The sequence below is a fragment of the Methylobacterium sp. AC315 genome, from assembly GCF_979253755.1.
The window spans coordinates 423,884-436,230 of the sequence record NZ_CEEDEA010000002.1; the positions used below are offsets into that span (position 1 = coordinate 423,884).

9 protein-coding genes and 1 tRNA gene are annotated in these 12,347 nt (G+C 67.1%); all 10 read right to left on the bottom strand.

Annotated elements, in window-relative coordinates; genetic code table 11:
* Positions 1-42: 42 nt before the first annotated feature.
* The 10 genes from rpoB to tuf all read right to left on the bottom strand — a co-directional run bounded on the left by rpoB (position 43) and on the right by tuf (position 12,083).
* Positions 43-4,167, bottom strand: a complete 4,125-nt coding sequence (rpoB, locus tag AC0IY0_RS04760) for a DNA-directed RNA polymerase subunit beta (protein ID WP_147908997.1) — start codon at positions 4,165-4,167, stop codon at positions 43-45.
* A gap of 244 nt (positions 4,168-4,411) precedes the next feature.
* On the bottom strand, positions 4,412-4,789 hold the full coding sequence (gene rplL, locus AC0IY0_RS04765) for a 50S ribosomal protein L7/L12 (RefSeq protein ID WP_147897404.1): 378 nt from the start codon (positions 4,787-4,789) through the stop codon (positions 4,412-4,414).
* Between the two features lie 49 nt (positions 4,790-4,838).
* Positions 4,839-5,357, bottom strand: a complete 519-nt coding sequence (rplJ, locus tag AC0IY0_RS04770; protein WP_007566048.1) for a 50S ribosomal protein L10 — start codon at positions 5,355-5,357, stop codon at positions 4,839-4,841.
* Positions 5,358-6,239: 882 nt separating this feature from the next.
* Entirely contained in the window at positions 6,240-7,883 is a 1,644-nt protein-coding gene (locus AC0IY0_RS04775; protein WP_471763187.1) for a B12-binding domain-containing radical SAM protein, read from the bottom strand.
* Between the two features lie 250 nt (positions 7,884-8,133).
* Positions 8,134-8,832, bottom strand: a complete 699-nt coding sequence (gene rplA, locus AC0IY0_RS04780; RefSeq protein ID WP_007566052.1) for a 50S ribosomal protein L1 — start codon at positions 8,830-8,832, stop codon at positions 8,134-8,136.
* An 11-nt stretch (positions 8,833-8,843) separates the two neighbouring features.
* Entirely contained in the window at positions 8,844-9,293 is a 450-nt protein-coding gene (gene rplK / locus AC0IY0_RS04785) for a 50S ribosomal protein L11 (RefSeq protein WP_147908999.1), read from the bottom strand.
* Between the two features lie 222 nt (positions 9,294-9,515).
* Positions 9,516-10,049 (bottom strand): transcription termination/antitermination protein NusG, encoded by a 534-nt coding sequence (nusG, locus tag AC0IY0_RS04790; RefSeq protein ID WP_007566056.1) that lies wholly within the window; start codon positions 10,047-10,049, stop codon positions 9,516-9,518.
* Positions 10,050-10,103: 54 nt separating this feature from the next.
* Positions 10,104-10,400: a preprotein translocase subunit SecE gene (secE, locus tag AC0IY0_RS04795; RefSeq protein ID WP_471763188.1), complete on the bottom strand. Its 297-nt coding sequence runs from the start codon at positions 10,398-10,400 to the stop codon at positions 10,104-10,106.
* A gap of 184 nt (positions 10,401-10,584) precedes the next feature.
* Positions 10,585-10,661, bottom strand: a tRNA-Trp gene (locus AC0IY0_RS04800).
* A gap of 231 nt (positions 10,662-10,892) precedes the next feature.
* The gene (gene tuf, locus AC0IY0_RS04805; protein ID WP_147853161.1) at positions 10,893-12,083 is read right to left on the bottom strand and encodes an elongation factor Tu; all 1,191 of its coding nucleotides are present in this window, start codon (positions 12,081-12,083) and stop codon (positions 10,893-10,895) included.
* Between the last annotated feature and the right edge of the window lie 264 nt (positions 12,084-12,347).

Genomic DNA, 12,347 nt, shown 5'->3' on the forward strand with positions numbered 1-12,347 from the left:
GGCGGCCCGACGCCGCCACGGGAGGTTGTCGTGCGACCGCCGCTACTCGGCGGCGTCGGCCGGCGGCTCGAGCTGGTCGTTCGCGGCCTTCTTGGAGGACGTCAGCTCGACGTTGAGGCCGAGCGAGCGCATCTCCTTGACGAGCACGTTGAACGATTCCGGGATGCCGGCCTCGAAGGTGTCGTCGCCGCGGACGATCGCCTCGTAGACCTTGGTGCGGCCGGCCACGTCGTCCGACTTAACCGTGAGCATCTCCTGCAGCGTGTAGGCCGCGCCGTAGGCCTCCAGCGCCCAGACCTCCATCTCGCCGAAGCGCTGACCGCCGAACTGCGCCTTGCCGCCCAGCGGCTGCTGGGTGACGAGCGAGTACGGGCCGATCGACCGGGCGTGGATCTTGTCGTCCACCAGGTGGTGCAGCTTCAGCATGTAGATGTAGCCCATCGTCACCTTGCGGTCGAAGGGCTCGCCGGACCGCCCGTCGTAGAGCGTCGACTGAGCCGAGCGGTCGAGGCCGGCCATCTCGAGCATCTGCTCGATGTCGGCCTCCTTGGCGCCGTTGAACACCGGAGTGGCCATCGGCACGCCGCGACGGACGTTGTTGCCGGCCTCCGCCAGCTCCTCGTCGGTGAGGCCGTCGAGTTCGCCCGGGGAGTAGATCGCCTCCATCTCCTGACGCAGCGGCGCGATGTCATGCGACTTCAGATAGGCATCCACCGCCTTGGAGACCTTGCGACCCAGGCCCGCAGCCGCCCAGCCCAGGTGCGTCTCCAGGATCTGGCCGACGTTCATGCGCGAGGGCACGCCCAGCGGGTTGAGCACGATGTCGGCATGGGTCCCGTCCTCCAGGAACGGCATGTCCTCGATCGGCACGATCCGCGACACGACACCCTTGTTGCCGTGCCGACCGGCCATCTTGTCGCCCGGCTGGATCTTGCGCTTCACCGCCACGAAGACCTTGACCATCTTCATGACGCCGGGGGGCAGCTCGTCGCCGCGCTGCAGCTTCTCGACCTTGTCGAGGAAGCGCTGCTCGAGGCGCTTCTTCGACTCGTCGTACTGCTTCTGCATCGCCTCCATCTCGGTCATGAGACGGTCCTCGATGACGGCGAACTGCCACCATTGCGAGCGCGGGTAGTCGTTGATCAGCTCACGGGTGAGCGTGGTGTCCTTCTTGAAGCCCTTCGGGCCGGCCACCGGCGCCTGACCGATCAGCACGTCCGCCAGGCGGGCGTAGGTGTTGCGGTCGAGGATCGCCTGCTCGTCGTCGCGGTCCTTGGCGAGCCGCTCGATCTCCTCGCGCTCGATCGCCTGGGCGCGCTCGTCCTTGTCGACGCCGTGGCGGTTGAACACCCGGACCTCGACGATCGTGCCCGTGACGCCCGGCGGCACCCGCAGGGAGGTGTCGCGCACGTCCGAGGCCTTCTCGCCGAAGATGGCGCGCAGGAGCTTCTCCTCCGGCGTCATCGGGCTTTCACCCTTCGGGGTGATCTTGCCGACCAGGATGTCGCCGGCATTCACCTCGGCACCGATGTAGACGATGCCGGCCTCGTCGAGGTTCTTCAGCGCCTCCTCGGAGACGTTCGGGATGTCGCGGGTGATTTCCTCCGGCCCGAGCTTGGTGTCGCGGGCCATCACCTCGAACTCCTCGATGTGGATCGAGGTGAACACGTCATCCTTCACGATCCGCTCGGAGAGCAGGATCGAGTCTTCGAAGTTGTAGCCGTTCCACGGCATGAACGCGACGAGCACGTTCCGGCCGAGCGCCAGCTCGCCGAACTCGGTCGAGGGACCGTCGGCGATGATCTCGCCCTTCTTCACCGGCTCGCCGACGCGGACCAGCGGCTTCTGCGTGATGCAGGTCGACTGGTTGGAGCGCTGGAACTTCTGCAGGCGGTAGATGTCGACGCCCGGCTTCGTGGCGTCGGCCTCCTCGGTGGCCCGGATGACGATACGGGTGGCGTCCACCTGATCGACGATGCCGGAGCGGCGCGCCGCGATGGCGGCACCGGAATCGCGGGCGACCACCGCCTCCATGCCGGTGCCGACGAACGGCGCGTCGGCACGGACCAGCGGCACGGCCTGCCGCTGCATGTTCGAGCCCATGAGGGCGCGGTTGGCGTCGTCGTTCTCGAGGAACGGGATCAGCGCCGCGGCCACCGAGACGAGCTGCTTGGGCGAGACGTCCATAAGGTCGACGCGCTCGGGACCGACGACGATCACGTCGCCGGCGCGGCGGCAGACCACGAGGTCCTCCGTCAGCTTCTTGTTCTCGTCCATCTGGGCGTTGGCCTGGGCGACGTAGTACTTCGCCTCCTCCATGGCCGAGAGGTAGGCGACCTCATTGGTGACCACGCCGTCGCGCACGCGGCGGAACGGGGTCTCGATGAAGCCGTACTTGTTCACCCGGGCGAAGGTCGCCAGCGAGTTGATCAGACCGATGTTCGGGCCTTCCGGCGTCTCGATCGGGCAGATGCGGCCGTAATGCGTCGGGTGCACGTCGCGCACCTCGAAGCCGGCGCGCTCGCGGGTCAGACCGCCTGGGCCGAGCGCCGACAGGCGGCGCTTGTGGGTCACCTCGGAGAGCGGGTTGGTCTGATCCATGAACTGCGAGAGCTGCGACGAGCCGAAGAACTCGCGCACCGCCGCGGCCGCCGGCTTGGCGTTGATCAGGTCCTGCGGCATCACCGTGTCGATATCGACCTGGCTCATGCGCTCGCGGATCGCGCGCTCCATGCGGAGCAGCCCGAGGCGGTACTGGTTCTCCATCAGCTCGCCGACCGAGCGCACCCGGCGGTTGCCGAGGTGATCGATGTCGTCGATCTCGCCCTTGCCGTCGCGCAGCTCGACCAGCGCCTTGACGACCGCCAGCATGTCCTCCTTGCGGAGGGTGCGGACGGTGTCGGCAGCGTCGAGGTCGAGACGCATGTTCATCTTCACGCGGCCGACCGCGGAGAGGTCGTAGCGCTCGGAATCGAAGAACAGGGAGTGGAACATCGCCTCGGCGGTGTCGAGCGTCGGCGGCTCGCCCGGGCGCATGACCCGGTAGATGTCGAACAGCGCGCCTTCGCGGTTGGAGTTCTTGTCCACCGCCAGCGTGTTTCGGATGTAGGGGCCGACATTGACGTGGTCGATGTCGAGCACCGGCAGCTCGATGATGCCGACCTCGTCGAGGCTCTTCAGGAGCTTCTCGGAGATCTCCTCGCCGGCCTCGGCCCAGATCTCACCGGTCTCGGTGTTGACCAGGTCCTCGGCGATGTACTGGCCGACCAGATCCTCATCGGTCGCCTTGAGGTACTTGGTGCCCTTGTCGGTGATCTGACGGGCGTTGCGGGCGTTGAGCTTCTTGCCGGCCTCGAGCACGACCTCGCCGGAATCGGCGTCGATCAGGTCGACCGTGGCCTTCATGCCCTTCATCCGCTCGGGGTCGAACGGCACGCGCCACTCGGCGCCGTCGCGGTCGTAGACCACGCGGTTGTAGAAGGTCGACAGGATCTCTTCGCCGTCCAGTCCGAGCGCGTAGAGCAGCGACGTTGCCGGCAGCTTGCGCTTCCGGTCGATACGGACGTGCACGATGTCCTTGGCGTCGAACTCGACGTCGAGCCAGGAGCCGCGATACGGGATGATGCGGGCGGCGAACAGGAGCTTGCCCGACGAGTGGGTCTTCCCCTTGTCGTGGTCGAAGAACACGCCCGGCGAGCGGTGCATCTGCGAGACGATGACGCGCTCGGTGCCGTTGACGATGAAGGTGCCGTTCTCCGTCATCAGGGGCATGTCGCCCATGTAGACGTCCTGCTCCTTGATGTCCTTGACCGACTTGGCCTGGGTGTCCGGATCGACATCGAACACGATCAGCCGCAGGGTCACCTTCAGCGGGGCCGCGAAGGTGATGCCGCGCTGGCGGCACTCGTCGACGTCGTATTTCGGCTGCTCGAAGGTGTAGCGCACGAACTCGAGCAGGGCCGTCGCGGCGAAGTCCGAGATCGGGAACACCGACTTGAACACGCTCTGGAGGCCCTCGTCACCGCGGCCGCCCTCCGGCTCGTCGACCATGAGGAACTGGTCGTAGGATGCCTTCTGAACCTCGATGAGGTTCGGCATCTCGGCGACTTCCTTGATCTTGCCGAAGAACTTCCGAATGCGCTTGCGACCGACCAGCGTGTTGGCCATGTGAACTCGCTCCATCCCGCGTGCCTCGCGCCCGGGGAAGCGTTCCCGAAAGGGACCTCCCGCGCCGGGCCGTAACGCGCGCCCCGCCGGACCGCGCCACCGAACCGAATCTCTCTGGCCCGTTTTCAGGGCCCTCCGCCGAAGCGGCCTAAAGCCCGCGGGTGCTGCACCCGCGGGCTCCAGTCACGATAGGCCCAGGACGGACCTCCGTGGGGTGATGGGCCGGATATGGCCCATCGTCGACTTACTTGAGCTCGACCTTGGCGCCGGCCTTCTCGAGCTGGGCCTTGAGCTTCTCGGCCTCGTCCTTGGTGACGCTCTCCTTGACCGGCTTCGGAGCGCCCTCGACGAGGTCCTTGGCCTCCTTGAGGCCGAGGCCGGTGATCGCGCGGACCTCCTTGATGACCTCGATCTTCTTGTCGCCAGCGGCGGCGAGCACGACCGTGAACTCGGTCTGCTCCTCGACGGCGGCAGCGGCGCCACCGGCGGCCGGGCCGGCAGCGACGGCGACGGCCGCGGCAGCCGAGACGCCCCACTTCTCTTCGAGCATCTTGGCCAGGTCGGCGGCCTCGAGAACGGTCAGCGAGGACAGGTCGTCGACGAGCTTGGCAAGATCAGCCATTATCAATTCCTCTCAGATATCGGTTCGAACGATGGGTTTTTGAAGGGCCTCAAGCGGCCTCGTCCTTGGTGGCATAGGCCCCGAACACGCGGGCGAGCTTGGCCGCCGGCGCATTGACGACCTGAGCGATCTTGGTCGCGGGCGCCTGTACCAGGCCCACGATCTTGGCGCGCAGTTCGTCGAGGGACGGGAGCGAGGCGAGGGCCTTCACGCCGTCCGGGTTCAGGGTTGTCTTCCCCATCGCGCCGCCAAGGATCACGAGCTTGTCGTTCGTCTTGGCGAAATCGACCGCGACCTTCGCGGCTGCGACCGGGTCGCCGGAATAGGCGAGCAGGGTCGGGCCCTTCAGGAGCGGCTTGATGGAGGCGACGTCCGTACCATCGAGTGCGATGCCGGCGAGGCTGTTCTTGGCGACCTTCACGGTGGCGCCGGCCTGCTTCATCTGCGAACGCAGCTTCTGCATGTCGGCGACCGTGAGGCCCTTGTAGTGGGCCACGACGACGACGGCGCTCTGATTGAACACGCCGTTGAGCGTCGAGACGAGGTCAGCTTTAGCTGTCCGGTCCACTGGGCTCTCTCCGGTTGGCGGAACCCGAAATCGGGTCCGCCGGTTGCACATGCCGCCCGGACGTCGTCTCGGCCTTCAAGAGACCGGGAACGTCCGAACGACGCTTCGCGGCCCTGTCCCCGCACGTGCCCGTGAGGGCCGTTTCGGGTGAGTTGGTTCAAACCGACACCCCTCCGCGGCATATGCCGAAGCGAGGCTTTTCCTAAGTTCGGTCTTCCCCGTCTGTGCAGGTTGGGCGTGGATTAAGCCGGCGAACCGGCACCTGCAGTCTCGGACAGGACATAGCCGGACAAGGCTCCGCGGGGCTCGTCGCCCTCAGGATCCTGCCGGCTATTGCCACCCGGTTGCCCGGGCGACATTTCATGCGGAAACCGGCCGATTGGCCGTCTCCTTCCGTGAGGATGAAATGCGTAAGGCGCGGTGTATAGAGGCTAGCAAGCCACCTGCCAAGGGCTGAAGCGCGACTTTTCCGCCGCAGGCAAGGGCCGGAGCGGAGAATTCGCTCGCGACGCCGGGCATCCGTCGATCCCGGCCTGCGGCATTCTTGAGAGGGGGCCCGACGTCCCGCCCTCGATCGATGATCCGCAGGGTGCCGATTCGATCGCGTCGCACCGCATCGACGATCACGAGACGCCGGTCAAAGGCGATGAGCCGAAGGCTGCGTCTCAGGCCGTCGCGAGCCCGCCCAATATTCGTCATTGCGGACAACCGTTCGCAAGGCACGCGGAACCGGCGGAGGAACCCGATCGACCGTCCGGGGCCGTCCGGCCCGATCGGGTCACAGAGCGCATCAGAGCCGGCTAACGCCCCGCCTGCAGCGCGCCCCCAAGGTTCACGGCCGCCCTTAGCCGGCGCACATGCCGCGGACGGCGCCGTTGCGGGCTAGGCCGCCTCCCGCTCCGGTGCCAGCTTGCGCCGGGCATTCTCCCACCACGAGCGCCGCCGCGCATCCTCGGCCTCCGCGGCTTTGGCCGCGTAGAACGAGGCGTTGTGCTCGCCCCGCAGGGCCTCGCGAGTGAAGCGGATCAGGTGATGGGCAACGAAGCCCATGTTGAACACCGCCTCGATCTGCCCGCGCTTGAGCGCGTAGCCGGCGGCGCTCCAGAACGGCCTTCGGTAATCCGAGAGCAGACCGACCCGCGTGATGATGTTGAACCCGAGGATGAGGCCGCGGCGCAGGTTCGTGAAGGTCAGCTTGCCCTTGGTCGGAGTCTTGATCCGGTTCGGGTAGGTAGTCTGGCACTGGTACTTGAACCGGGAGAAGAGCTGATCCGGCTCGTAGGCGTGGGCGATCGCCCGGCGCCAGCTCGACACGACGGTGTCGTGCGGGCGCTTGAACAGGACGTTCGATTCCAGCGCCGCATCGTGGACCAGACGCCCCTCGCGCTCCAGCCGATCCCACAGCGGGGTCTTGGGCAGGGCCTGGAGCAGGTTGATGGTCAGGACGGGAATCGCCGACTTGTCGATGAAGTCGATCAGGTTCTGCTCGGACTTGTCGCTGTCGGTATCGAGCCCCAGGATGATGCCCGAGGTGACTTCGAGCCCGTAGGAGTTGAGCGTCTCGATCGCCTCGTACATCGGCACGGCGGCGTTGTGGGTCTTGTCGATCCCCTTGAGCGCGTCCGCCTCGGGCGTCTCGATCCCGACGAACACGGTCATGAAGTTGGCCTGGCGCATCAGCTCGAGGATCTCGGGCTGCTTGGCCATGTTCAGCGTCGCCTCGCAGGCGAATTGCAGCGGGTAGTCGTTCTTCTTCTGCCACGCCACGAGATGGGGCAGCATCTCGCGGGTCGCCTTGCGGTTGGCGATGAAGTTGTCGTCCACGAAGTAGACCACCGCCGGGTGCCCGGGCTGGCTGATGATCGCGTCCAGCTCTGCGCACATCTGCTCCGGGGTCTTCAGCCGGGGCTGGCGGCCGTAGAGCTGCGGGATGTCGCAGAACTCGCAGCGATACGGGCAGCCGGACGAGAATTGCAGCGAGCCGATCAGGTAGCGCTTGAGCGGCGCCGCCTCGTAGGCCGGGGCCGGGAAGTCCGACAGTGCGAGCCGTTCACCGGTCTCGAACACAACCTGCTGGGTCGGACGGGCGACGTCGACGTCGAGCCGCTCGATCAGCCGGTCGGTGGCGTCGCCGATCTCGCCGACATGGAGATAATCGAAGTCCGGATATTTCTCCCGGGCACCGGACACCGAGGGGCCGCCAAGCGCCGCGACCTTGCCGGCGGCGTGGGCGCGCCGGCCGATGTCGTGGATCTGGCCCTCCTGGATGTGCATCCCCGAGACGAACACCGCGTCGGCCCAGGCGAAGTCCTGGGCGGAGGCGCGCCGGATGTTCTCGTCGATGAAGCGGTACTCCCAGCTCTCGGGCATGTAGGCCGCGATCACCAGGAGGCCCTGCGGGGGCATGAACGCCTTGACGCCCCCCATCAGCGGGTAGGCGTGCGAGAATGTGCCGAACGAGGGCGTGTAGGCGGGAAAGACGCAGAGGATGCGTCGGCGGGTCGTGACGGAGACTGTGCTGCGCATGGGGCCTATCTAGCACAGCCGCGCGGGATGGCGCCCCCTTCCATGTTGAGAATGACGTGAAGGACAGTGCGAAAAAGCCGCTGCGCGGCAGGTCCCATGCTGGATCCCAGGCCAAGCTCCGCCGCGCTCCACCGACCCGGGACAGGGGCGCGTTTTCTCCAGCCCGGGGCTGGGTGCCGGGGCATGCAACGCAAAACGCCCGGCCGTTTCCGGCCGGGCGCTTCTGGAGCGGTTGGTTTGAGGCTCAGCCTCAGGCGGTCAGGACCGTGTTCGGCTCGACCTTTACGCCCGGGCCCATCGTCGAGGTGACGGCGATGCGCTGGACGTAGGTGCCCTTGGCGCCCGCCGGCTTGGCCTTGGCGACCGCGTCGGCGAAGGCCTTGATGTTCTCGACGAGCTTGTCGGCATCGAACGAGACCTTGCCCACGCCGGCATGGACGATGCCGGCCTTCTCGACGCGGAACTCCACCGAGCCGCCCTTGGCGCCGGCCACGGCGCTCTTCACGTCCATGGTGACGGTGCCGACCTTGGGGTTCGGCATCAGGCCGCGCGGGCCCAGCACCTTACCGAGACGACCGACCAGCGGCATCATGTCCGGGGTGGCGATGCAGCGATCGAACTCGATCTTGCCGCTCTGGACGATCTCCAGCAGATCCTCGGCGCCGACGATGTCGGCCCCCGCCGCCTTGGCGTCGTCCGCCTTGGCGCCGCGGGCGAAGACCGCCACGCGGACCGTCCGGCCGGAGCCGTTCGGCAGGTTGCAGACGCCGCGGACCATCTGGTCGGCGTGGCGCGGATCGACGCCGAGATTCATCGAGACCTCGACGGTCTCGTCGAACTTCGCGGTCGCCCGCTCCTTGACCAGCTTGATCGCCTCGTCGAGCGGGTAGAGCTTGGTCACCTCGATGCCCTCGCGGGCCGCGCGGATGCGCTTTCCTTCGCGTGCCATGATGTCCTCCCTCAGGCCGTGATTTCGAGGCCCATGGCCCGGGCAGAGCCGCGGATCATGGCGACGGCCGCTTCGACCGAGTCGCAATTGAGGTCGGGCATCTTCTTTTCGGCGATCTCGCGCAGCTGCGCCTCGGAGATCTTGCCGACAACCGGGCCCTTACCGGGGGTCTTCGAGCCGGAAGCCGGCTTCTTGCCGATCTTCAGGCCGACGGCCTTCTTGAGGAAGAAGGTGACCGGCGGCTGCTTCATCTCGAAGGTGAAGGAGCGGTCCTGATACGCGGTGATGATCACCGGGATCGGGGTGCCCTTCTCCATCTGCGCGGTCTTCGCATTGAAGGCCTTGCAGAACTCCATGATGTTGAGGCCGCGCTGACCGAGCGCGGGACCGATCGGGGGCGACGGGTTCGCCGCGCCGGCCGGGACCTGAAGCTTCACGTAGCCCGTGATCTTCTTCGCCATGGGATACCTCCCAAACTGCGTCCGCCGCCGGGCTGCCTAGGCGCGGGCGGGTCGGACGATGACAGGTCGCGGTGCGATCCGTGGATCCCGGAGGCGAGGCCGGGCGGATCTTCCGCGGGTGAGACCGCCCCTTTGGAGGGTACGGCCGCTTCACGGCCGAGGCGGAACGCCGGCCGGAAGAGGAGGGACGGCCGAAAACCGGCCGCCGAAAACGTGCGTGCCTCAGGCCTTCTCGACCTGGGCGTATTCCAGCTCCACCGGCGTGGCGCGGCCGAAGATCGACACGGCCACCTTGAGGCGGGAGCGGGCCTCGTCGATCTCTTCGACGGTGCCGTTGAAGCTCGCGAACGGACCGTCGGCGACCCGAACGGTCTCGCCGATCTCGAACGCGATCGACGGCTTGGGCCGATCGACGCCCTCGGCAACCTGGCCCTTGATCCGCTCGGCCTCGGCGTCAGGAATCGGAACCGGCTTCGACTTGTCGGCCCCGAGGAAGCCCGTGACCTTCGGGGTGTTCTTGATGAGGTGGTAGACCTCGTCGGTCAGGTCGCACTTCACCAGCACGTAGCCGGGGAAGAACTTGCGCTCGGCATCGACCTTCCGGCCGCGGCGCACCTCGACGACCTTCTCGGTCGGGACCATCACCTCGTCGAACAGCTCGGTCAGCCCGCGCTGGGCCGCCTGGTCCTTGATGGACTGCGCGACCTTGTTCTCGAAGTTCGAGTAGGCGTGGACGATGTACCAGCGCTTCGACACGGTTCCGTTCAACTCCGACACGTCCGCGAGGTCTCCCCCGATCGATATTGCCCCTCAGAGGCCGAGCACGAGGCCGACCACGAAGCGCAGGGCCTGGTCGACCACCGTGAAGAACAGGCTGGTGACCACGACCATCACGAACACCATGATGGTGGTGATCGTGGTTTCCCGGCGGGACGGCCAGGTGACCTTGCGGGCCTCGTCGCGGACCTGGGAGAAGAACTCGCCGGGCGTCGCGCGCTTCTGCGGCACCTTGGCGGGCGTGGCCGGGCGGGCCGGCGGCGTGTTCGCGGGACCGCGAGCCGCGCCGCGCACCACATCCACCTTCTTGGTCGCTTCGTTCGATGCCATGGCGCCAGTGTTTTTTGCGAGCGCGGGCCCGAGGCAGGGCCTGCTTCCGGGAACGCGAACATCCGGCGCCGAGAGCCTGGGCAGGCCCGCACCGACGGTCGCTTCAGATCTCAGATTGCGCCCGCTCTAGCGCAACTCCGCCGGCTTGTCGACCGGGCGACCGCGCGGGGTTGGGGGAGATGTCTGGCAGGAGTGGAGGGACTCGAACCCGCAACCTCCGGTTTTGGAGACCGGCGCTCTGACCAGTTGAGCTACACTCCTAGCGTTCCGCCAAATGCCCGATCGCGGCGTCGCTTGCAAGAGGTTTGCGGCCGGTTCCCGAGGACTTTCAGGGGGCTGCAGCCCGAAAGCGGCGTCGCGGGTGGGTTCGGGCCTGCGGGAGCCCGACATGGCGGCGCCGGCCTCCGTGGGGACGGAGGCCGGCGCCGATCCGATCACGCGCGACCGCGGCCCGATGACGGGCCGGGCCGAACGGGATCTCAGTCGGGGGTCTCAGTCGTTGATGGCGGCGACGACGCCGGCACCGACGGTGCGGCCGCCCTCGCGGATGGCGAAGCGCAGCTTCTCCTCCATGGCCACCGGCACGATCAGCGTGACGTCCATGGTCACGTTGTCGCCCGGCATCACCATCTCGGTGCCCTCCGGCAGCTCGCACACCCCGGTCACGTCCGTGGTCCGGAAATAGAATTGCGGCCGGTAGTTGGTGAAGAACGGCGTGTGGCGGCCGCCCTCCTCCTTGGTCAGGATGTACGCCTCGGCCTTGAACTTGGTGTGCGGCTTCACCGAACCCGGCTTGCACACGACCTGGCCGCGCTCCACGTCCTCGCGCTTGGTGCCGCGCAGCAGCACGCCGACGTTGTCGCCCGCCTGGCCCTGGTCGAGCAGCTTGCGGAACATCTCCACGCCGGTCACCGTCGTGGTCGTGGTCGCCCGGATGCCGACGATCTCCACCGTCTCGCCGACCTTGACGATCCCGCGCTCGACGCGACCCGTCACCACCGTGCCGCGGCCCGAGATCGAGAACACGTCCTCGATCGGCATCAGGAACGGCAGGTCGATCGGACGCTCCGGCTGCGGGATGTAGGCATCCACCGTCGCCATCAGCGCCAGCACCGCCTCCTTGCCGATCTTGGGCTCCTTGTCCTCCAGCGCCATCAGCGCCGAGCCCTTGGTGATCGGGATGTCGTCGCCCGGGAAGTCGTACTTCGACAGAAGCTCGCGCACCTCCAGCTCGACCAGCTCCAGGAGCTCCTCGTCGTCGACCATGTCGACCTTGTTCAGGAACACCACCAGCGCCGGCACGCCGACCTGGCGGGCGAGCAGGATGTGCTCGCGGGTCTGCGGCATCGGGCCGTCGGCCGCCGACACCACCAGGATCGCGCCGTCCATCTGGGCGGCGCCCGTGATCATGTTCTTCACGTAGTCGGCGTGGCCGGGGCAGTCGACGTGCGCGTAGTGCCGGTTGGCCGTCTCGTACTCCACGTGCGCGGTCGAGATCGTGATCCCGCGCGCCTTCTCCTCCGGCGCCTTGTCGATCTGGTCGTAGGCCGTGAACGTCGCACCGCCCGTCTCAGCCAGCACCTTCGTGATCGCCGCCGTCAGCGACGTCTTGCCGTGGTCGACGTGACCGATCGTGCCGATGTTGCAGTGCGGCTTGGTGCGAGCGAACTTTTCCTTGCCCATGATTCCCATTCCTGCGGCGGGGACCACGCTGTTCCCCGGATCCTGGACGGCCGCCCCGAACGCGGAAGCGGGGCGAAAAACGCGGTTCGCTTAGAGGGTCGGCCGCTTGCGATCAAGGTCCGGCGCGCACGGGACCCTCGGGACGACGGCGTCTGTCAAGCGCCGAACCGCCACATTGGGCGGCCTGAATATTGATGCCCACCACTTCCGGTGGACACTTTCGAGACACAGTGTGGCCCGCAGGGCATAGCGGACCTGGAGCAG